The sequence below is a fragment of the Curtobacterium sp. GD1 genome (genome assembly GCF_020882855.1).
Classification (GTDB): Bacteria; Actinomycetota; Actinomycetes; order Actinomycetales; family Microbacteriaceae; genus Curtobacterium.
This window is the reverse complement of sequence record NZ_JAFEVQ010000001.1, coordinates 60,690-80,731: the sequence shown is the minus strand read 5'-3', so window position 1 is coordinate 80,731 and position 20,042 is coordinate 60,690. Positions and strand designations below refer to the sequence as shown.

Below are 20,042 nucleotides of genomic sequence, written 5' to 3'. Positions count from 1 at the left end.
GGCTGACTGTTCAGTGCGTGAACCGTACAGAACACGAATCGTTCGTTTTGCTGATCGTTCACGTTGTGAAAGACTTCGGGCGTCCGTTGGGGACAGCAACGACGACGAGGGGCGGTATCGCAATGCACAGCACGTACACCGGGATGCCGCGACAGGCACGGCTCGGCGGCACCCACACGCGCGTCGGTCTGACCGACCCCGCGATCATCGACGCCTACGTCGAGCGCCGCATCCAGGACCCGTCGCTCCTGTCCGGTCGCTCCGAACCGTCCTACGCCGACTTCTTCTCGGTCCCGGCGGCCTAGGCCCCGCACCCCCGATCCGCACCAGGCAGAGAGCACACCCGACCAGATGCCGTTGACCGTCGTCCGCCGTGAGCACATGCACCTCTACGCCCGGGAACCCCGGTCGCGTGCCGCGAAGGGCGCCGTGGACGCGCTCCTCCGCCTGCAGCACGCCGAGGAGCAGCAGCTCGAACAGGCTCGGTCGGAGAGCGGTCTCACCAAGAACGAGTTCCTCGCCGTCCGGTACATGCTCCAGGCGCACCGGGACGGCCGGGCCATGGGCCCGAAGGACCTCGCCGTCATGCTCAACGTGTCGAACGCGTCGGTGACGAAGATCGTCGACGGGCTCGTCGAGAAGGGCGACCTCGTCCGCGCGCCGCACCCCACCGACCGTCGGGCACAGGTGCTCGAGCCCACGGTGCAGGCGGCGAAGAAGATCGACGCGTCCTACGCACGCTTCCACGAAGCCGTGGTCGAGGTGATGGACCACCTGTCCTCCGAGGAGAACGACGTCCTCGCACGCTGCCTCGTCCAGATCACCGAGGCCCTCGTCGGTGGCGCGCCCGCTCCCGTCGACGAGTACACGGTCGACCCGGACGGCGACGCGGAGCCGTACGACTCCTGAAGCGCGCGGTCCGTGACGGCGCCGAGCCGCGCCTCCCGGAAAAAACCTTCCAGCGGTAAGTTGGGCGCATGACGCACCCTGCCGACGACGACGCGGCCCTGCCGCGACGCGGTTACCGCAAGGGTGCCGAACGACGGACGCAGATCCTCGACGAGACGATCCGCATGGTCGCCGAGCAGGGTGTCGACGCGTCGTCGCTGCGATCCGTCGCCGACGCCCTCGGCATCACCCACGCGGCACTGCGGCACTACTTCCCGAGCCGCGACGAACTGCTGCTCGCGGTCTACCGCGAGCACGAGGTCCGCGAGCAGGGGGCACCGGACCGGATGAAGTCCGCGATCGGGGACATGCGGGAGAGCGCCTCGCGGAATCGCGCGGTCCCGGGGCTGGTGCAGCTGTACACGACCCTGGCGGCCGATGCCGTGCAGGAGGGGCACCCCGCCACGCGGGAGTTCATGCGGGAACGGTTCACCCGGCTGCGGGCGGACCTGGCGGAGTTGATCGAGGCGGACCAGGCGTCCGGGCGGATCCGGGCCGACCTGGACCCCGTCGACCTGGCGTCCCTGAGCATCGCGGCGTCGGACGGACTGCAGGTGCAGTGGCTGCTCGACCCCGACGCGGTCGACGGCGAGCGGGTGCTGCGGTTGCTCGAACAGATCGTGCCGCCGGCGGGCTGACCGGACCCGCCGCTCCTGCCACACTCGTGTCAGCGGGGCCGTGGGTCCCGCGCACGACCGGATCGGAGCGGGACCATGCACGCCGTACTCGAGTACACCTACGTCGACGACTACCTCGAGCGCCGAGACGCGTTCCGCCAGCAGCACCTCCGGGCGGCCTGGGCTGCGGCGGAGCGCGGCGAGCTGCTCCTCGGCGGTGCGGTCGGCGAGGGGACCGGGCCGTTCACCGCGCTGATCGTCTTCGTCGGCGACGACGCGCTCGGGCGTGCGCGGGCGTTCGCGGCGACGGACCCGTACGTGACCGGGGGACTCGTGACGTCGTGGACCGCGCGACCGTGGACGACCGTGGTGGGCGATCTCGCGGCGGGACCGGTCCGCCCCGACTGAGGCTCTCGTGAACCGGCGACGGCATCGGGTCAGCCGTAGCCCTCGTCGGTCAGGCGCCAGCCGGCCGGCGTGTGGCGGAAGCAGAACTGCCACCCGGGGAGCGCGCCGGGTTCGGCGCCCGTCATGTTCGTCTCGGTGACGTCGACCGGGATGCACTCCTCCGGCGCCCGGCCCGTCTCCTTCGCGCTCAGTCGCGAGACCGCCCCGATGTGCCGGTAGCCGAGCAGGTCGGGGTGGTCGTCGAACCACGAGGACGGGGACCGTCCGCCGCACCAGGCCGTGTCCGAGCCGCCGCTGTCGTCGGTGAGGGCCTCGGTGACACCGCAGTCGTGGGCCTTCGCGGAGCGGAGGTAGACGCGGAGGACCTGTTCGGAGGACGCGCTCGCGGGCGGGAGCCGCGCGGCCACGGTCTGCGCGTGCGTCACCGACACCACGGTCACCGTGCCGGCCGCCACGAGCACGGCGGCGACCACCCCTCCGAGCACGAGCCGACGTCTCCCCACGCGCTCATCCTGGCAGGGGGTGGACCCGCCGATCACCCGGGGTCGCTGGGCGTGGGTGAGGGCGCGTTCAGCTGCGCGGCAGCCCTGCGACGTACGCGCCGAGCACCGCTCGGTCGTCCACGGGCGCGACCCCCGCGACGCGGTAGAGCAGCAGTGCATCGACGAGTCCGACGAGGTCGACCGCGGATCGCCGGGGGTGGTCGACGCCGATGCGGACGAGGAGGTCCTCCGCCGTGGCCAGCAGCGCGGCGCGCACCGGGTCGGCGCCGGTCAGGGGTGCTCGGAGCGCTTCGTCGTCCCGGAGCTCCAGGAGGAGGGCCAGGCGAGCGGCTTGCGCCTCCGCCCGCTCTGCGAGGCCCTGGAGGAACGTGGCGGCGACCTCGACGACCGTCGCGTCGTCGGGTGGCTCGGGGAGACGCAACGCGCCCAGCTCCGTCGACAGCTGCTCCGTGATGCGCGCGACGACGAGCGCGGTCAGTTCGCGCCGCGTCGACGCGTAGTACGACGTCGATCCGGCGGGCACGCCGGCCTCGGTGTCGACTGCTCGGTGCGTCAGGGCTCGGACCCCACCGCGAGCAGTGAGCCGTACTCCCGCGTCCGCCAGGTCCTCGCGTCGCCCCATGCTCTTCCCCTCTCGCCTCTACCATCGTAGTGTTCTCTACGGATGTAGAGTCGAAGGGGGCACGATGCGGGTTGCAGTGGTCGGAGGCGGGATCTCCGGAGTCGCGATCGAGGCAGCGCTGGCGGCACACGGCTGCTCGGTCACGAGGTTGTCCCGGTCATCGGGGTTCGACGTGCTCGCGGACGACGCGGTCGATCGGCTGGCGTCGGTCCGGCCGGAGGTCATCGTCGAGGCGACCGGGCGGTTCACGACGAGTCGGCGGCGTGCGACGGACTTCTTCACGCGCTCGACGGCGGTGGTCGGCGCGGCGGCCCAACGGTCCGGGGCGCGACACGTGCTGCTGTCCATCCTCAACTGCACCAGGTCCGAGGTGCAGGGCTACGGGTACTTCGCCGGCAAGACCGCACAGGAGCGGGCAGCGGGAGCGGCGGGCCGGGGCGCCACGATCGTCCGTTCGGCCCAGTGGTTCGAGTTCGCCGCGCAGAACCTCGAGCGGTTGCGCGTCGGGCCGATCGCGCTCGTGCCGCGGATGACCATCGCTCCGGTGTCGCTCGAAGCGGTGGCGACGGTGGTCGCCGAGGTCGCGACGGGCCGGCGGTCCGCGCCGGTCGTGGAGGTCGCCGGGCCCGAGACGACGTCCCTGTGGGCGATGACGACGGCGCTACCGCATCCGGGCGTGGTGCCCGTCCCGATGCCGATTCCGGGCCGGACGGGCCGGGCGTTCCGGGACGGAGCGCTCCTGCCCGCGGGAGACGTCGAGGTGGTCGGTCCGACCTTCCACGAGTGGCTCGCGACCGCACGGCCGTAGCCGACGCACCGGAGCCGCGCCGCGCCTCCTGGCCCCAGCATGCAGGACGGCCGGCTCCTGTCGGAGCCGACCGTCCTGTAGAGCGGGGACCTACGCGGTGAGCACCGCAGCCGACGGATCGAAGTCCTCCGGCAGCGGCGGGACACGGTCCACCGTCGACGTGATGTCGACCGCGGACCCCGACGCCGCCGCGTCGCGGATGCCGAGCAGCACGTCGAGGACGTGCAGCGCGACCGCACCCGAGGCACGCTCGGGACGGTCCTCGGCGATGGCGCGGGCGAGCTCGACGACCCCGGTGCCACGACCCCAGGTGGAGCCGATCGCCTCGAGGGTCTCGGGCTCCTCCTGGCCGTAGCGCCAGAGCTGCGACGAGCCCTCGAACGTGTTCGGGTCGGGCAGCGAGATCGTGCCGAGCGTGCCGTTGATCTCGACGAAGCCCATGCGCGGCAGCGCGTGCTGGAACGAGAACGTCGACTGGGCGGACTGCCCGCCGGCGAACTCGATCAGCGCGGCGTGGTGCGTGGGGACCTCGACCGGGAACGTCTCGCCGGCGCGGGGGCCGGACGCGATCGTGCGACGGTCGAGCGACTTCGAGGACACGGCCTGCACGCGGCTGGCGGTGCCGAACGCGTGCACGAGGGTCGTCACGTAGTACGGGCCCATGTCGAACAGGGGACCGGCGCCCTCGGCGAACAGGAAGTCCGGGTTCGGGTGCCACGCCTCGGGTCCGGGCACGTGGAACAGCGTCGTCGCGGTCAGCGGCTCGCCGATGTCGCCGCGGGCGATGGCACGGAGCGCCGTCTGGATGCCCGCGCCGAGCACGGTGTCCGGAGCGGTCGCGACCCGGAGTCCCTTCGACGCAGCGGAGGCGAGCACCGCGGCGGCCGACTCGTGGTCGGTCGCGATCGGCTTCTCGCTCCACACGTGCTTGCCGGCGTCGATGATCTGCTGGTCGACCTCGGCGTGGGCCGCCGGGATCGTCAGGTTGATCACGATGCTGATGTCGTCGCGGGCGAGGAGCTCCTCGACCGAGCCGGACGCGCCGACCCCGTACTCCGCTGCCTGGGCCGCTGCGCGGTCGAGCAGCACGTCGGCGACGAACCGGACCTCGACGTCGGCGAACTTGGTCAGGTTCTCCAGGTACTGCGTGGAGATGTTGCCGGCACCGATGATGCCGATCCCGACACGGGTCACTTGTCGTTGTCCTTCAGCCAGGCGAGGGACTCGGTGATGCCCTCGAAGACGTCGCCGGAGTACGCGTCGAACTCGACGACGCGGATGGCCTGCGGCGCTGCGGCGAGGATGGCCGGGACGTCGACGTCGCCCTGACCGGCGGGGGTCTGGTTCTCGAAGGCACGCTGCAGCGCCTCCGGAACGACGAGCGCGCTCTCGGACGAGGGCAGCGCGGTGAGGATGTCGCCGTCGACCTTGCCGTCCTTGACGTGGATCGCGACGACGCGGTCGCCGAGCGAGCGCAGGACGGCGGGGGCGTCGGCGCCACCGACGGTCGCCCAGAAGGTGTCGAGCTCGAGCACCGTCTCCGGGCTGATCTGCGAGACGAAGTGGTCGTAGACCGTGCGGCCGTCGACCTTGTTCGTGAACTCCCACTGGTGGTTGTGGTAGCCGAACTTGAGGCCGCGCGAGGCTGCCTCGGCGGTGAGGACGTTGACGCGCTCGGCGATCTTCGCGACGTCGTCGGCGGTCTGCCAGCGGTCGGTGGGGATGAACGGGTCGATGACGGTCTGGATGCCGAGGCGCTCGGCCGCGTCCCAGATCGGGGCGGTGTCCTCGGCGTCGATCACGGCGACGTGGCCGGACGGGGCCTTCAGGCCGGTGGCGGCGAAGGCGCGCTCGAGGTCCGCGGCACGCTCGACGAACGCGTAGGGCTCGACGTTCTCGTACCCGATCTCGGCGACACGGGCGATCGCCTTGTCGAGGTCTTCCGCGATGGCGTCGCGCAGCGAGTACAGCTGCACAGAGGTGGTGGGCATTGCGTGAGGCTCCTTCGGTCCTGACTGGGTGTCGCGGCACCGGGTGTCGCAGCACCGGGTGTCGCAGTCCGTCGAGGAGCGATGCTCCACGGCGAGATCGATGACGACGCTACCCCAAAAACCACCCGGTGTGTAGTTTTTGCTGCGCTCCGTGACGCACGCAGGTACATGAACGACACCTGTCGATGTATGCTCAGCCAGTCAAAACCGTGCGCAAGATGGTTTTGGACGGCGAAGCATCGACTCAAGGAGGCGTCATGAGCACACCCGAACCCGGCAGCCCGGCACTGCTGAACCCCGAAGAGGGCATCACGCAGCCGGTCAGCACGATGCGGGTGGGCATCGGCTACCAGATCGCGCTGTTCCTCGGACAGTTCGGCCTCTTCGTCGCGCTCATGGCACCGGTCTACGTGAGCATGCAGCTCAAGGCGCAGGCCCTGGTCGGGGACGACGCCGCGAACGTCATCGGCTCCGTCCTGCCGATCGGTGCGTTCGGCGCGCTCATCATGAACCCCCTGGCCGGCGCGCTGTCCGACCGCACCCGCACCCGCTGGGGCCGGCGTCGTCCGTGGCTCATGAGCGGTGTCGTCGTCTTCGCGATCGCACTCGCCTGGATCGCCTACGCACCCGACGTGCTCAACCTGACGCTCGCGTGGCTGCTCGCCCAGCTCGCCGCAAACGCGACCCTCGCCACCCTGCTGGCGAGCTTCGCCGACAACGTCCCGCAGCTCCAGCGCGGTCGGTCGTCGAGCATCATCGCGCTCGCGCAGAACCTCGCCGTGCTCGCCGGCACCTACCTGTCGGTGTTCTTCGTCGCGAACCTGCCCGTGCTGTTCATCGCGCCCGGCATCCTGGCGATCATCCTGGTCGCCGTCTACGCGGTCGTCGCCCGGGACGAGCTGCCGACGTACACGCTCAAGAAGTTCACGTTCCTCAACCTCATCTCGTCGTTCTGGACGAACCCGATCAAGAACCCGGACTTCGCGTTCGCGTGGTGGTCGCGCTTCCTGATCATCCTCGCGACGTTCATGTTCACGACGTACCGGTTGCTCTACATGCAGGAGCACATCGGCATCGAGGACGCGAAGCAGGCCACCGAGGCCGTCGCGTTCGGCGTGCTGCTCTACACGATCGCGCTCCTGGTCAGCGCGGCGCTCTCGGGGTGGGCGTCCGACAAGCTGGGTCGCCGCAAGGTCTTCGTCGGCGGCTCGACGGCCCTCTTCGCGGTGGGCCTCGTCGTCCTCGCGCACGCCGAGACCGTGAACGGCTTCTACGTCGCCGAGGTCATCATGGGCTTCGCCTACGGGATCTACTCCGCGATCGACACCGCACTCGTCGTCGACGTGCTCCCGAACGCCGACCGTCCCGGTAAGGACCTCGGCGTCATCAACATCGCGAACGCGCTGCCCCAGTCACTCGCGCCGGCGATCTCGCTCTTCTTCCTGTCGATCGGCAGCTCGCACGCCGACAACTACGTCCTCATGTGCTGGGCCGCGGGTGTCGTCGCACTCCTCGGCGCCCTTGTGGTGATCCCCATCAAGCGGGTTCGATAGCCGGATGCACCAGCTCGGGGTCGACGAGGACCGCAGACAGCTCGCCGGGTGGCGGAACGCCATCGTCATCGCATTCGCGATCGGTGGGGTGAGCCTCGCAGCGTGGGGTCCGCGGCTGCCCGAGCTCCGGCTCGAGCTCGGTGTGGACGTCGGGACCATCGGACTCATGCTCGGCGGCGTCACGATCGGGTCCATCGGCGGCCTGCTCAGCGCGGCCCCGCTGCTGCGCCGACTCGGCGGGCGCCGGGCGCTCACCGCGGTGGTCGTGCTGGTCCCGGTCGCGATCGCCGTCATCGGGACGGCAGCCGCGCTCCACTCCGTCCCGCTGGCAGCGGTCGGGTTCGTGGTCGCCGGCGCGGGCATCGGCTCGCTGGACGTGATGGCGAACGTCGAGGGCACCGCGATCGAGGCGCTCGCGGGGCGCACGCTGCTCCCGCTGATGCACGCGGCCTGGTCGGGAGGCGCGGCCCTCGGCGCCGGGATCGCCGCCCTCTGCGCGTGGCTGGGTATCACCCCGTCGGCGCAGCTCCTCGGTGAGGCCGTCGTCATCCTCGTGGTCGGTGTGCTCGCGATGCGGGGCATCCCGGACGGCACCCGTGCCGAGGAACACGACACGACGCTCACACCCCGGCAGCGACTCCGGCAGTGGGCCCGAGGGTGGGCGGACGTCCGACTGCTCCTCATCGGGGTGGTCATGCTCGGCGTCGAACTCGGTGAGGGCTCGGCGAACAACTGGCTCGCCCTCGCCACCACCGACGGGCACGGGCAGACCGCGGCCGTCGGTGCGCTGTTCTTCACGGTGTTCGCCGTCTCCGAGGCGGCCACCCGCGTCTTCGCCGGCCCCGTCGTGGACCGGCTCGGTCGAGTGCGGACCGTGCGGTGGACGACCGCGCTCGGCATCGTCGGCGCCGTGCTCTTCATCGTCGGCGGGAGCTGGTGGCTCACGCTCGTGGGCGTCGTGCTCTGGGCGGTCGGCGTCTCCATGGGCTTCCCGCTCGGGATGTCGGCGGCGGCGCAGAGCGGCCCGAACCCGGCGGCCCGTGTCAGCGTGGTCGCCTCGATCGGGTACTTCGCGAACTTCGCGGGGCCGCCCGTCATCGGTGCGATCGCGGAGCACGTCGGCGCGCTGAGCGCGCTCTGGCTGGTGGCGGTGCTGTTCGTCGCGGCGTTCGCCGCGTCCGGCTCGTTGCGGCCCGTCGTGCGCCGCGAGTGACGGAGGGACTGCGGGACGGGAGGCGCGGTGCTGGCCCGCACCGTCCCTCCAGGCCGTCCACTGGTCACGCTGGCTAGCGTGGACGGATGCTCGACGCCGCCTCGCTGACCTGGGACCCACCTGCCGGACGCATCACCGGCGTCGCGGACGGGAGTGTCGTCCGAGCCCTCGGCATCCCCTACGCCCGCGCCGAGCGCTTCGCGGTCCCGGAGCCGGTCCCCGCGTTCGCCGAGCCGTTCCCGGCGACCACCCCGTCGCCCGTGGCGCCGCAGTCGCAGGCGACCTTCGTCGACCAGCTGCTCCACCCGGTGGCGGGCCTCGTCGTCGACGAGCACTGCCAGCGGCTGTCGATCACGGTGCCCGCCGACGCCCGCCCGGGCGAGCGGCTGCCCGTCATCGTCTGGATCCACGGCGGCTCCTACGTCATCGGCGGTGGTGACCTGCCGATCTACGACGCGCGCGACCTCGTCACGGAGCAGCGGGTCGTGTTCGTCTCGGTGACGTTCCGGCTCGGTGTGCTCGGGTTCCTCGGCGACGGGGAGACCGTCCCGGCGAACCTCGGGCTGCTCGACCTCGTCGAGGCGCTGCGGTGGGTGCAGGCGAACATCGCGGCCTTCGGTGGTGACCCGGACCTCGTCACCGTGGCTGGTCAGTCCGCCGGGGGCGACGCCGCGGCCCACCTCATGATCAGCGACGGAGCAGCCGGCCTCTTCCGGCGGGTGATCGTCCAGAGTGCACCGCTCGGGCTGTCGCGGGGTCGGGCGCGGATGAACCGGGCGATGGTCCGGGCCGTCGGGGCCGTGCTCCCGGACACCCCGCTCGACGAGGTGCTCGATCGCCAGGCCCTCGGCAGCCGGGCCGCCGCACCCTTCGGGTTGCCCGGAGGCATGCCCTACGGCACCCAGTACGGGTTCGCGCCGCTCCCCGCCGAGCGTGACACCGGGCAGGCCTGGCGCGACGCGGCTCCGGACGTCGACGTCCTGATCGGCTCCGGTGCGGACGAGACCGCGATGTACGTGCCGCTGATCCCCGGGCTGCGATCACTCGCCCGGGTGCGAGCCGTGCGACCGCTGCTGCGCTGGCTGCTCGTGCGCCCGCTGTCCGAGGTCATCTACGGGCGGGACGTCCGTCGGTTCGCGGCGCGGCACCGGGCCGCCGGTGGTCGGGCGACCTCGTACCGGCTGCACCGCGGCGTGACCGTGCAGCCGACCGGGGCCGTGCACATGAGCGACCTCCCGCTGCTGCTCGGCGGTCGCGAGGCCTGGGCCGGCTCGCGCTTCGTGCCGCAGCGGGACTGGCCCGAGGTCGAGCGGCGCGGGCGGGCCTTCCGGGCGATCTGGGCGGAGTTCGCGCGGACCGGCCGGGTCACCGCGGCGGACGACGAGACGCTGACGTTCGACCGGGGCTGACGGGGCGGCCTCGTGCTGGCGTGGCGGCGGTCCGCGGGGCGGGGCTGACGGGGCGCCTGGTACCTGCCTCTCCGGCGGGGCCGGCGCGGTGCGCCTGGTACCACCCCTGAACTGGCGACTCGCGGGGCCGCCGGGTCCCCCGGAGAATCGACGGCATGCCCGAGTCCGACGCCGACCTGCGCGCCCGCATCGTCACGGGCGCCATCGAGGCGTACCGCGCGTCGGACTTCCACACCGTCGGTCCCGCCGAGGTCGCCGCCCACGCCGAGGTCCCCGAAGCCGAGGTCCGACGCGTCTACCCGCTGTGGGAGCTCCTCGTCGTCGCCGTCATGGACCGGTGGAACAACGGCAGCCGTCGTGCGCTGTGGGTCGTGGCCGAGCGCTCGGGCGCGGTCGCGTACCTCCGCGCGCGACTCGAGGTCGGCCGTGACGACCCCGCACTGGTCCGACTCCGGGTCGCGTTGCTCAGCGCCGCCTCGAGCCCCGACCACCCCGCGGCCGGCTGGTTCCGCGGGCAGTACACCCGCTCGTTCGAGGACGTGACGCTCGCCCTCGTGCGGGACGTCGTCGCCGGACGGGAGCCGCGCGGCACCTCGCCCCGGCACGCCGCCGAGCAGCTCGTCGCCCTCTACGAAGGGCTGCAGCTGCAGTCGCTCCTCCGCGACGACGCCGATCCCCTCGCCGGGTTCGACCGCGCGGTCGCACGGATGCGGGTCGGCTGGGCGTCTGCCGCCGCGACCGTCTGAGCGGACACGGGCCTGGTCGTCAGCAGTCCTTCCGGTAGACCCAGCGACGCGGCGTCGGGTGCGACACCTCGGTGAAGCCCGCCGACTCGAACACCGAACGCGGCCCGACGAACATCGCGCCGCCGCCGTCCGTCGCACCCGGAGCCGGTTCCGTCGGGTACCCCTCGACCGCCGTCGCACCCGATCGACGCGCGTGGTCCACCGCCCCGCCGAGCAGCGCGTGGCTGACGCCCTGCCGACGGAAGCCCCGCCGGACGACGAAGCACGAGACCACCCAGACCGCCGGGTCGTCGGGGTCCTCGTCACGCCCGCTCCACGGCACCTTCGCGCCGCGCAGCCGCACCAGCCCGGGCCGGGGTTCGACCGCCACCCACCCCACCGGCTCGCCGTCACGGTAGGCGACCACACCGGTCGACGTGCGTGCCGCGGGGTCGTCACAGCCGGTCTCCCGGTGGAAGCGCTCGCGGCGTTCGTCGTTCGGCATCGCCCGGAACTCCGCTGCCGAGGCCTTGAACCACCGACACCAGCAGTGCGCCGGATCGCCGCGCTCGCCGAAGACCAGTTCGAGGTCCGTCCACGCCGCCTCGTTCGCGGGCAGGCAGGTGATCGCGCCGAGGGGCGTCGGGGTCGAGGTCGTCATCGTCACCGTCCGGGAGAGCGTCGGTACGGGGCACGGTAGTCCGGTCCCGACGCGTCGGTCCTGGAGGCGCGGCGCGGCTCGCCGACGTCGGCGCACGCACCTGGCATGGTCGGCTGATGGAGTACACGGACTACGACACGCGGCTCGCCGCCTACGGCGTGATCACCGACGGTGACCGGGTGCTCCTCGCCAAGCTCCGGATTCCCGAGGCGGGGACGTGGACGCTCCCCGGCGGCGGGGTCGAGTTCGACGAGAGCGTCGAGCAGGCCGTCGTCCGCGAGATCCGGGAGGAGACCGGGTACGAGGCGTCCGTCGGGGAACTGCTCGGTGTGCGGCACCACATCGTGCCGGCCGAGCGTCGCATCCACGCGAACGGCCGGGCGATGAAGGCCGTGCAGGTGGTCTTCCGGGCGTCGATCACCGGTGGGGCGCTGCGTTCCGAGGAGGACGGGTCGACCGACGAGGCCGCTTGGATCCCGATCGCGGACCTGCCGCACCGTCGACACGGGCTCGTCGTGCCGATCGCCCTCGGCTGGGCCGGCGTCCTGCCCCGCTGACCCGCCCGTTCGTCAGCTCGCGAGCAGACTCACGAACGGCGCCGGCACGTGGTTCGGCACGGGTGGGCGCACCTGCCACCCGAGCGCCCGGAGGGCAGCTGCCGTCTCGGCCGAGAACTGCCGGGCGGTAGCGGCGGCTTCGTCTCGCCGCCAGTGCTTCCGGTACTCGTGCACGGCTCGCTCCCAGCCCGGACGAGCGTCGACGCCGCACTCCGTCACCACGAACTCGACGACGTCCGCGAGGCTCGGCCGGAAGTGGGGGTCGCCGAGCGGGAAGTGCAGCGACGAGAGCCGTGCCGGATCACGACGCCCGGCCCCGCGGTCGCCGGTGCGCGACAGGAGAGCGCTGAAGGACCCGCGCTCGGCATGGAGGTGCCAGTGCGACGGGGGCGTGTTGGTCAGGGCGTCCTGGAACTCGAAGCGGACGAGCGGCTGCCGGTCGGTCGTGAGGAAGAGCGTGAACCGGCTCTCCTCCACTGCCAGCACGGCATGATGCGGGTGCCAGCGGTACCTGAAGAAGATCCGGAGCCGGGCGACGTGCTCGCCCCCCGCGTGGAGCATCGCGGCAGCACCGCGTTCATCGCCGGTTCCGAGCATGATCGAGTTGCTCGGTACCTCGTGGATGACGCTCAGCTCGGCGCCGTGGTCCGGCAGGACCGCGTCGAGCAGTACCTGAGCGCGATCGATCTGCAGCGTCGCAGCGTCGACGAACTCGGCGATCATCGGTCGCCCAACACGAACGAGATGTCAGCGAGGGCCTCACGAGCGCAGTACTCGTCTTCGTCGAGGTCGCGCCACGCCTCGACGGGGGCGAACTCGCGTTCGTCCAGGTTCCACTTGCGGTACAACTCCGCGCGCTCAGCACGCAGTTCGTCGCGATTGACGATCCGGATCTCCACGGCTCTCTCCTTCGTCGGGAGAGCGAGCGTAGGACGGCCACGCACGAGGGCGCGAGCTTTCTGCATACAGAATGTCGCGCGACTCCCGCTACTGCTCGAGGACGCTCAGCACGTTGCCCGAGGGGTCGGTGAACCACGCGATGAGTGGGCCGCCCTTGCGGTTCACGCCCTTCTCGTCGGTCATCCCCTCGTAGTGCAGGAAGGGCACACCCTTCGCCGCGAGCTCGTCCACCGCATCGTCGACCGACGGCACCGGGAAGTTCAGCACCGTGAAGGACGCCGGCTCGTGCGCGGGACCCTTGGGGTAGACGAGCACACCGTGCCCGTCGCCGAGCTGCAGGAAGAGCATGCCGTGGTCCTCGGTGACCTCGACCCCCAGGACGTCCTCGTAGAACGCCTTCGCCTCGGGCACGTCACGCACCGAGAACCCGCTGAACGCCTTCGTCGCATCGACCATGCGGCAAGTGAACCACCCGGGGCCGGTGTCGGCGCGCTCTGCCAGGATGAAGCCGTGCTCCCGCCCGAGATGTCCGTCGACGACGCGGTCGACCGCGCGATCCGGCTCGCCACGGACGGGCAGCGCACCGTGCTCGGCATCGCGGGTGCTCCCGGTGCCGGCAAGTCGACGCTGGCACGCCGGCTCGTCGCGGGGGTGGACGCAGCGCTCGGTGCCGGCACCGCCGTGCAGGTCCCGATGGACGGGTTCCACCTGGCGAACACGGCGCTGGACGCCCTCGGCCGCCACGACCGCAAGGGCGCGATCGACACCTTCGACGGGGACGGCTACGTCGCGCTCGTCCGTCGGCTGGTCGCAGGCGACGAGGCCGTGGTGTGGGCACCTGACTTCGACCGGCGCGTCGACGAACCCGTCGCGGGCAGCATCGCCGTCCCGCAGCGCACCCGGCTCGTGGTGTCCGAGGGGAACTACCTGCTCGACGACAGCGCTCCCTGGGCAGCGCTCGCCGACCTCTTCACCGAGACGTGGTTCTGCGCCGTGGACGACACCGTGCGCGTCGATCGTCTGGTGGGTCGGCACATGCGGCACGGCCGCGACCACGAGGCGGCCCGCACCTGGGCGGTCGAGGTCGATGGCGTGAACGCGGTGCGGGTCGCACCCACGGTGATCCGCGCCTCCAGGACCGTGCGGACGTGACCACGAGACCCCAGCGACGACCACGACAGGAGCGACCATGACCATCGCACTCACCGGCGCGACCGGCAAGATCGGCGGCGCCGTGGCGCGCGCCCTGGCGGACGGCGGTGTGCCGTTCCGGATGATCGTGCGGGACGCCTCCCGGGCGCCGGATCTCCCCGGAGCCGAGGTGGCGGTCGCGTCGTTCGGCGATGCCGAGGCGAGCCGCGCGGCGCTCGAGGGCATCGACCTGCTGCTCATGGTCTCCGGCGCCGAGGCGGTGGACCGTCTCGCCCAACACCGCTCGTTCGTCTCCGCTGCCGCGACGGCCGGCGTGCGGCACGTGGTCTACACGTCGTTCGTGGGCGCGGCGGCGGACGCGACCTTCACGCTCGGTCGCGACCACTGGGCAACGGAAGAGGCGATCCGGGCGACCTCGATGGCGTACACGTTCCTCCGGGACTCCTTCTACCTGGACTTCGTCGAGGACCTCATCGGCGAGGACGGCGTCATCCGGGGGCCGGCGGGCGACGGGGCCATGGCAGCGGTCGCGCGAGCCGACGTCGCCCGGGTCGCGACCGAGGTCCTGCGGAACCCGGCGGCGCACCTCGATCGGACGTACGAACTGACGGGGCCCGCGGCGATCACCCTGCACGAGGCGGCTGCCACCGTGTCCGAGGTGCGTGGGCGCGAGGTCACGTACCACCCGGAGACGCTCGAGGAGGCGTACGCCTCGCGCGCGCGGTGGAACCCGGAGCCGTGGCAGGCGGACGCGTGGGTGAGCACTTACACGGCGATCGCCGAGGGGGCGCTCGCGCGGGTGTCGGGCGACGTCGAGCGGGTCACGGGGCGCCGGCCGATGTCGTTGCGCGAGGTGCTGCTCGCCGGCTGACGGTGCCCGCGCCGGCGGCGGCGGGTCGGGTGTCGAACCACGATTCCGACACCGAACCACGTGATCGGCGCGGTTCGATGTCGGATTCGTGGTTCGACCCCGCCCGCGACTCCGCCGAGCGCGTCCCCGCCCGCGACCGCGGCGCCGCCGGCCCGCCCAGGCGGTCCACGGACCGGCCCGGCAGCCCGCACCGCCACACCGTCCACCCGATGCCCGTCACCGCCCACGGGTGCGCCGGCACCCGCGCCCCCGGGTCGACGTCGGCGACCGCCCGACATCCTCCCGCCAGCGCCGCCCGCAGCACCGGATCGGTCCGTGGCGCCCCGGCCTGCACCACGAGCACCCGGAGTCCGCCGGCGATCCGCTGCCGCACCTGCCGCGCCGTGAACACCGGCACCGTCCCCGAGAACCCGCCGTCGGTCAGCACCGGCAGCCCCGTCGCGTCGATCACCGGCGACGAGATGCGCCACGTGTCGGTCAGGAAGAGCGGCACGCCGGCGCGGTACCCGTCGAGGCGCCGCGCCGTCCGGACGAGGTGCCGGAACACGACCGGGTACGGCGCCGAGGACCCGCCCCACCAGTCCGGCCGGGAGACCCGGAAGGCCTCGGCCCGACCGTCCGGAACCCGCCAGCGCGGGACCCACGAACCGACCGAGGCGTCGCTCCCGCTCCCGTCGCGTGCGGCGTCGAGCGCCTGCAGCGAGAAGGCCGCGGGGCCGGCGACGAGTGCGAGTCCGGCTGCCAGGGCGATCGCGGCCCGGGAGGCGCGGTGCCGGCCCGGCCCGCGCGTCCCCTCCCAGCGTGGTCGCCACAGGAACGCGACCACCGTCGCGAGCACGGCCGCGACCCCGACGACGAGGGCCGGCGTCGCGAGCACCGCCGGCATCGCGGCACCTCGGGCCAGGAACGCCCACCACGCGAGCTGCGCGGTCGCCAGGAGCACCGGCACCACCCGGAGCCACGCCGACTGCGCCCGGACCAGGCCGACGGCGCCGTGCCACCCCAGGGCCGCGAGGACGGCGAGCTGCACACCGATCGCAGCGACGTACGCGGTGTGCGGCACCTTCGCCACCGAGAGCACGGTGGCCGCGGTCACGAGCCAGACGGTGATCACGAGCAGCGTGGCCGAACCGACCCGGGTGTCGAACGCCCGACCGAAGACGCTGCCGACCCGCGTGCCGGACCGGCGGACGAGGAGCAGCACGACCGCGAGCACGACGGCGAACAGGGCTGCGGGCAGGAGCCAGGCCACCTGGGACGCCAGGTGCGGCTCGAGGAGCTTCGTCACACCGCCCGGACCGCCGAGGCGCGCCGGTCGGGCGGCGGGACCCTCGGTCGTGCTGACGGAGCCGGGCACCGCTCCCGGCAGGAACCGGTCGATGCCGTTGTAGCCGAACACCATCGCGAACGGGCTGTCGTCGGTCGAGCCGTCGATCCAGGGTCGGGCACCCGCCGGGGTGAGGGCCAGCCCGACCACCCACGCGAGCGACGCCGCGACCGACACCGCACCGAGGACCACCGCGCGACCGATGCGGGCGCCGGTGCCGAGCCGGGTGCCGTCCCGGCCGGCCGTGGCGACGAGCGTCCCGAGCACCAGTGCGGGCAGCACGAACCACGACTGCAGCATCTTCGCCTGGAACCCGACGCCGACCGCGAGCCCGGCGGCGACGAGCGGCCACCACCGGCCCGTGATCGCCGCCCGTTGCCAGCAGAGCAGGGCGACCGCCAGGGCCGCCGTGACCATGCCGTCCTCCATCGGGTGGGCGAACATCGACACGAAGATCGGCGTCGACGCCGCTGCACCCGCGGCGACGAGCCCCGTCCCGACCCCGGCCCACCGGAGTCCGACGAGCGAGCAGGCCCACAGCGTGACCAGACCCTCGACGACCTGGGGGAGCGCGAGTGCGGCGGTGGAGTCGCCGAACAGCCGGATGCTCAGCGCCTGGGGAACGGCGAACCCGCTGAGCTTGTCGAGGGTCACCGTCGCCGAGGGGTCGAACGCGCCGGAGAAGAGCGCCGGCCACGACTCGGACATCGACCGGGCGGACGCCTCGTAGAACCCGGAGTCACCGCCACGGGCCAGGTTCCACCCGAGCAGCACGGTCATGCCCGCCGCGATCAGGAGCAGGGCGCAGCGTGCCGCGAGCGGCTGGTCCCGCCACCGTGCGGGTCGTCGAGTGTCCACCCTCCGGACCTTGGCCGTCCGGGATGACGGTGGACCGGGACGGTGCCGCCAGCTCGCCCCGAAGTCTTGCGCGGCGCTGAGACGACGTGCGGGTGCGACCGGGCGGCACCAGCGGATCCCCGGTCGAGCCGGAACGGGGTCTCAGGCAGCAGCGTGCCGGACGGCAGCAGGCCGGACAGCGGCCCCGACGGCAGCGGCCCGGTGGACTCAGGCCACCCGTCGGGCCGCGAACGTCCCCACGATCCCGAGCGTCAGCACGGCGACGAGCACGACGAGCAACGGTGCCGTCCAGTCTCCGGTGATCCCGTGCAACGAACCGGCGACGAGCGGCCCCGCGGAACCGAGCAGGTACCCGCCACCCTGCACGAACGCGGACATCCGCCGGGCGTCGGCGTCGCTCGACACGATCCGGACGATCACGATGAAGATCACCGTGATGCCGCCGCCCTGTGCCGCGCCGCCGAGGACGGACCAGAGCAGCCAGAGCTGCGGGGCGAACAGCAGCCCGAGCGGCATCGCGAGCCAGAGGAACGCGACGAGGGCGATGATCGCGCGGGGACGCCACTTCGCCGCGAGCACGGGGACACCGAGCGCCCCGACGACCGCGAGGATCTGGAACACCGACGAGCTCGCCCCGGACGCCGCCTTCGAGAAACCGATCTCGTCGTGCAGCAGCGTCGGGATCCACGCGGTGAGGGCGTAGTACGAGAACGCCTGGCCGCCGAACGCGAGGGTCAGCCCCCAGGTGATGAGCCGACGAGCGGGGCGCACCTGCGCGGACCCCGCACCGCCGTCGACCGTCCGGATCGCACCCGTGCCGAGCACCTGGTCGATCGGCCCCGTCTCGACGACGGGCTCGGACGCCGTCGGGCGGCGCCACGCGGCCCGGGCGCCGACCGCGTAGGTCCAGGCGAGACCGGCCACCACGGCGAACACCGCCCAGACCGCGATCGCGACCGGCCAGCCCCAGCTCGCGGCGATCGGCGCGGTGCCGAGCGAGGTGATCATCGACCCGACGTTGAGCGCGGACGTGTAGACGCCGGTGACCAGGCCGACCCGCTCGGGCGACGTGTCCCGTCGGATCACGACGGGGATCACGACGTTGCCGATCGTGATGCCGATGCCGATCACGGCGGTGCCGACGAGCAGCGCCGCGGACGACGGCATCGAGCGGACGACGGTGCCGACCAGCACGATGACGAGGGAGAGCGACACCGCGCGCTCGGGGTCGGCCTTCGCGATGACCCAGCTGGCGAACGGCGTCGCGAGCGCGAAGCAGAGGACCGGGATCGTCGTCAGCAGCCCGGCGACCGTCGCGGTCAGGCCGAGGTCCACGCGGACGTCGCCGATGACCGGGGCCGTCGCGACGATCGGCCCGCGGAAGTTCAGCGCGATGAGGACGATGGCGGCCGGCAGCAGCCAGGCGGCACCGCGGAGTCCCGCCGCCGCCCGGCCGCCCGCCCCGGTCGTCACGAGGACGGCAGCAGGATCGGGAGCAGGTCGAGCGGGGTCGCGGCCTGCGCGATGGTGCCCTCGGCCTCGGCGGGGGAGCCGTAGCCCCACTCGGCGAAGATCGTCGGGACACCGTGCACGGCCGCACCCTGCACGTCGTGCAGGCGGTCCCCGATCAGCACCGGACGGCTCGTGTCGAACCCGCGGGCGTCGAGGCGGCGGAGCGCTTCCTCGACCACGTCGGCCTTCGACGAGCGGACCTCGTCGTCGCTGGCGCCCGTGATGATGTCGATGTCGCCGGTGAGGCCGTAGTGCTCGAGGATGTACGTCGCCGGCGTCTCGGGCTTGCTCGTCGCGGTCGAGATCGGCAGCCCGGCGTCGTGGAGGGTGCGCAGGACGACGTCGATCCCGGGGAACATCGCCGAGTCGAGGGCACCGTGCGAGAAGTAGTGCTCGCGGTACACGGACAGCGTGTGCTCGGCCTGTTCGGCGTCCATGCCCATCGCCGTCGTGAAGGTGTCCATGATCGGCGGGCCCACGAACGACAGCAGCGTCGCGTGGTCCGGCACGGGGACCCCGACCTTCCGGAACGTGTGGGTGAGGCTCTCGAGGATGCCCGGCGCGGAATCGCTGATGGTGCCGTCGAGGTCGAAGAGGATGGCGGAGAACGGGCTGGTCATGTCCCACTCAGCCTAGCCGGGGCCCTGGTGGCGACCGCCCGGCGGGCGCGGCGTCACCGGCGGACGCGAGCCGCGCCTCCAGTCCGACCGCTCAGAAGAGGCGGGTGTGGCCGCCCTCGATGCCCCGCATCGCGTCGTAGTCGAGCACGAGGACGCGGATCCCGCGGTCCTCGGCGAGGGTGCGTGCCTGCGGCGCCACCGTCTGCGCGGCGAGCACACCCTGCACCGGCCGGAGCAGCGGATCGCGGTTCATCAGCTCGAGGTACCGGGTGAGCTGCTCGACCGCGTCGATGTTGGCGTTCCGCTTCATCTCGACGGCGACACTCGCCCCGGCCTCGTCGCGGGCGAGGATGTCCACCGGGCCGATCGCGGTCATGTACTCGCGGCGGACCAGCGTGTGGCCGTCGCCGAGCAGCTCGATCTGCTCCGCGAGGAGCTGCTGCAGGTGCGCCTCGACGCCGTCCTTCACGAGGCCCGGATCGACGCCGAGGTCGTGGGACTCGTCGGAGACGACCTCGTACAGGGAGACGATGAGCTTGTCCTGCGTCTTCTTCTGCGTGACCGTCCACACCTGCGTGATGCCGGCGCTCGACTGCTCCTCGTCCGGCTCGGTGATCTCGATCGAGCACGGCGGGCTCATCCAGTTGAGCGGCTTGTAGCTGCCGCCGTCGGAGTGGACGAGCAGCGAACCGTCGGCCTTCAGCATGAGCAGACGGGTCGCGAGCGGCAGGTGGGCTGAGAGCCGGCCCGCGTAGTCGACGGAGCAGCGGGCGATGACGAGACGCAC

At 72.4% G+C, this 20,042-nt stretch carries 24 protein-coding genes; 12 read left to right on the top strand and 12 right to left on the bottom strand.

The features are described from left to right. Window positions 1–122: 122 nt before the first annotated feature. The 4 genes from JSX79_RS00450 (at window position 123) to JSX79_RS00435 (ending at window position 1,973) form a co-directional block, all read left to right on the top strand. On the top strand, window positions 123–305 hold the full coding sequence (locus JSX79_RS00450) for a hypothetical protein (RefSeq protein WP_070417401.1): 183 nt from the start codon (window positions 123–125) through the stop codon (window positions 303–305). Between the two features lie 46 nt (window positions 306–351). Next, on the top strand, window positions 352–909 hold the full coding sequence (locus tag JSX79_RS00445) for a MarR family winged helix-turn-helix transcriptional regulator (protein ID WP_070417400.1): 558 nt from the start codon (window positions 352–354) through the stop codon (window positions 907–909). 68 nt (window positions 910–977) lie between these two features. Further along, window positions 978–1,586: a TetR/AcrR family transcriptional regulator gene (locus tag JSX79_RS00440; RefSeq protein ID WP_071294276.1), complete on the top strand. Its 609-nt coding sequence runs from the start codon at window positions 978–980 to the stop codon at window positions 1,584–1,586. Window positions 1,587–1,661: 75 nt separating this feature from the next. Continuing rightward, window positions 1,662–1,973, top strand: a complete 312-nt coding sequence (locus JSX79_RS00435; RefSeq protein WP_070417398.1) for a YciI-like protein — start codon at window positions 1,662–1,664, stop codon at window positions 1,971–1,973. A gap of 29 nt (window positions 1,974–2,002) precedes the next feature. Here the strand turns inward: JSX79_RS00435 and JSX79_RS00430 are convergent, their stop codons facing one another. Then, a complete protein-coding gene (locus tag JSX79_RS00430; RefSeq protein ID WP_229084614.1) occupies window positions 2,003–2,476 on the bottom strand; it encodes a hypothetical protein in 474 nt (157 codons plus the stop codon). A gap of 67 nt (window positions 2,477–2,543) precedes the next feature. After that, complete coding sequence (locus tag JSX79_RS00425; RefSeq protein ID WP_229084613.1) at window positions 2,544–3,098, bottom strand: TetR/AcrR family transcriptional regulator; 555 nt, start codon at window positions 3,096–3,098, stop codon at window positions 2,544–2,546. Between the two features lie 64 nt (window positions 3,099–3,162). Between JSX79_RS00425 and JSX79_RS00420 the strand changes: the two genes are divergently transcribed. After that, window positions 3,163–3,906, top strand: coding sequence for a hypothetical protein (locus tag JSX79_RS00420; RefSeq protein ID WP_229084612.1), 744 nt, complete (start codon window positions 3,163–3,165; stop codon window positions 3,904–3,906). Between the two features lie 90 nt (window positions 3,907–3,996). Here the strand turns inward: JSX79_RS00420 and JSX79_RS00415 are convergent, their stop codons facing one another. Together JSX79_RS00415 and JSX79_RS00410 are read right to left on the bottom strand one after the other, a co-directional pair. Beyond that, window positions 3,997–5,100 carry a Gfo/Idh/MocA family protein gene (locus JSX79_RS00415; RefSeq protein WP_071302235.1) on the bottom strand — a complete coding sequence of 368 codons (1,104 nt, stop codon included), beginning with the start codon at window positions 5,098–5,100 and terminating at the stop codon, window positions 3,997–3,999. After that, window positions 5,097–5,897 carry a sugar phosphate isomerase/epimerase gene (locus JSX79_RS00410; RefSeq protein WP_229084611.1) on the bottom strand — a complete coding sequence of 267 codons (801 nt, stop codon included), beginning with the start codon at window positions 5,895–5,897 and terminating at the stop codon, window positions 5,097–5,099. The genes JSX79_RS00415 and JSX79_RS00410 overlap by 4 nt, the downstream gene beginning before the upstream one ends. Window positions 5,898–6,154: 257 nt before the next feature. On the opposite strand from JSX79_RS00410, the gene JSX79_RS00405 reads away from it, so the two are divergent. The 4 genes from JSX79_RS00405 to JSX79_RS00390 all read left to right on the top strand — a co-directional run bounded on the left by JSX79_RS00405 (window position 6,155) and on the right by JSX79_RS00390 (window position 10,818). After that, a complete protein-coding gene (locus tag JSX79_RS00405; protein WP_071294300.1) occupies window positions 6,155–7,450 on the top strand; it encodes an MFS transporter in 1,296 nt (431 codons plus the stop codon). A 4-nt stretch (window positions 7,451–7,454) separates the two neighbouring features. Beyond that, the gene (locus JSX79_RS00400) at window positions 7,455–8,663 is read left to right on the top strand and encodes an MFS transporter (RefSeq protein WP_070417391.1); all 1,209 of its coding nucleotides are present in this window, start codon (window positions 7,455–7,457) and stop codon (window positions 8,661–8,663) included. Between the two features lie 86 nt (window positions 8,664–8,749). Next, the gene (locus tag JSX79_RS00395) at window positions 8,750–10,072 is read left to right on the top strand and encodes a carboxylesterase family protein (protein WP_229084610.1); all 1,323 of its coding nucleotides are present in this window, start codon (window positions 8,750–8,752) and stop codon (window positions 10,070–10,072) included. A gap of 155 nt (window positions 10,073–10,227) precedes the next feature. Beyond that, the gene (locus JSX79_RS00390; RefSeq protein ID WP_070417389.1) at window positions 10,228–10,818 is read left to right on the top strand and encodes a TetR/AcrR family transcriptional regulator; all 591 of its coding nucleotides are present in this window, start codon (window positions 10,228–10,230) and stop codon (window positions 10,816–10,818) included. Between the two features lie 19 nt (window positions 10,819–10,837). Here the strand turns inward: JSX79_RS00390 and JSX79_RS00385 are convergent, their stop codons facing one another. Continuing rightward, a complete protein-coding gene (locus tag JSX79_RS00385) occupies window positions 10,838–11,458 on the bottom strand; it encodes a GNAT family N-acetyltransferase (protein ID WP_229084608.1) in 621 nt (206 codons plus the stop codon). 116 nt (window positions 11,459–11,574) lie between these two features. Between JSX79_RS00385 and JSX79_RS00380 the strand changes: the two genes are divergently transcribed. Further along, the gene (locus JSX79_RS00380) at window positions 11,575–12,015 is read left to right on the top strand and encodes an NUDIX hydrolase (protein ID WP_070417388.1); all 441 of its coding nucleotides are present in this window, start codon (window positions 11,575–11,577) and stop codon (window positions 12,013–12,015) included. A gap of 12 nt (window positions 12,016–12,027) precedes the next feature. On the opposite strand, the gene JSX79_RS00375 is transcribed toward JSX79_RS00380, so the two are convergent. The 3 genes from JSX79_RS00375 to JSX79_RS00365 all read right to left on the bottom strand — a co-directional run bounded on the left by JSX79_RS00375 (window position 12,028) and on the right by JSX79_RS00365 (window position 13,371). After that, on the bottom strand, window positions 12,028–12,738 hold the full coding sequence (locus JSX79_RS00375) for a hypothetical protein (RefSeq protein ID WP_070417387.1): 711 nt from the start codon (window positions 12,736–12,738) through the stop codon (window positions 12,028–12,030). Next, window positions 12,735–12,914 carry a hypothetical protein gene (locus tag JSX79_RS00370; RefSeq protein ID WP_070417386.1) on the bottom strand — a complete coding sequence of 60 codons (180 nt, stop codon included), beginning with the start codon at window positions 12,912–12,914 and terminating at the stop codon, window positions 12,735–12,737. The genes JSX79_RS00375 and JSX79_RS00370 overlap by 4 nt, the downstream gene beginning before the upstream one ends. A gap of 88 nt (window positions 12,915–13,002) precedes the next feature. After that, window positions 13,003–13,371 (bottom strand): VOC family protein, encoded by a 369-nt coding sequence (locus tag JSX79_RS00365; protein ID WP_071294305.1) that lies wholly within the window; start codon window positions 13,369–13,371, stop codon window positions 13,003–13,005. Between the two features lie 69 nt (window positions 13,372–13,440). Here JSX79_RS00365 and JSX79_RS00360 point away from each other — a divergent pair, with 69 nt between their 5' ends. Further along, window positions 13,441–14,067 carry a nucleoside/nucleotide kinase family protein gene (locus JSX79_RS00360; protein WP_229084928.1) on the top strand — a complete coding sequence of 209 codons (627 nt, stop codon included), beginning with the start codon at window positions 13,441–13,443 and terminating at the stop codon, window positions 14,065–14,067. 37 nt (window positions 14,068–14,104) lie between these two features. After that, on the top strand, window positions 14,105–14,938 hold the full coding sequence (locus JSX79_RS00355; protein ID WP_229084607.1) for an SDR family oxidoreductase: 834 nt from the start codon (window positions 14,105–14,107) through the stop codon (window positions 14,936–14,938). Here the strand turns inward: JSX79_RS00355 and JSX79_RS00350 are convergent. The 4 genes from JSX79_RS00350 to nucS form a co-directional block, all read right to left on the bottom strand. Continuing rightward, window positions 14,889–17,123 (bottom strand): glycosyltransferase family 39 protein, encoded by a 2,235-nt coding sequence (locus JSX79_RS00350; RefSeq protein WP_229084605.1) that lies wholly within the window; start codon window positions 17,121–17,123, stop codon window positions 14,889–14,891. The two genes, JSX79_RS00355 and JSX79_RS00350, sit on opposite strands and share 50 nt — an antisense overlap. A 207-nt stretch (window positions 17,124–17,330) precedes the next feature. Further along, on the bottom strand, window positions 17,331–18,596 hold the full coding sequence (locus tag JSX79_RS00345; RefSeq protein WP_229084604.1) for a CynX/NimT family MFS transporter: 1,266 nt from the start codon (window positions 18,594–18,596) through the stop codon (window positions 17,331–17,333). Then, on the bottom strand, window positions 18,593–19,255 hold the full coding sequence (locus JSX79_RS00340) for an HAD hydrolase-like protein (protein WP_070417382.1): 663 nt from the start codon (window positions 19,253–19,255) through the stop codon (window positions 18,593–18,595). Before JSX79_RS00340 ends, JSX79_RS00345 begins: the two co-directional genes overlap by 4 nt. A gap of 91 nt (window positions 19,256–19,346) precedes the next feature. Then, window positions 19,347–20,042 carry an endonuclease NucS gene (gene nucS / locus JSX79_RS00335; RefSeq protein WP_070417381.1) on the bottom strand — a complete coding sequence of 232 codons (696 nt, stop codon included), beginning with the start codon at window positions 20,040–20,042 and terminating at the stop codon, window positions 19,347–19,349.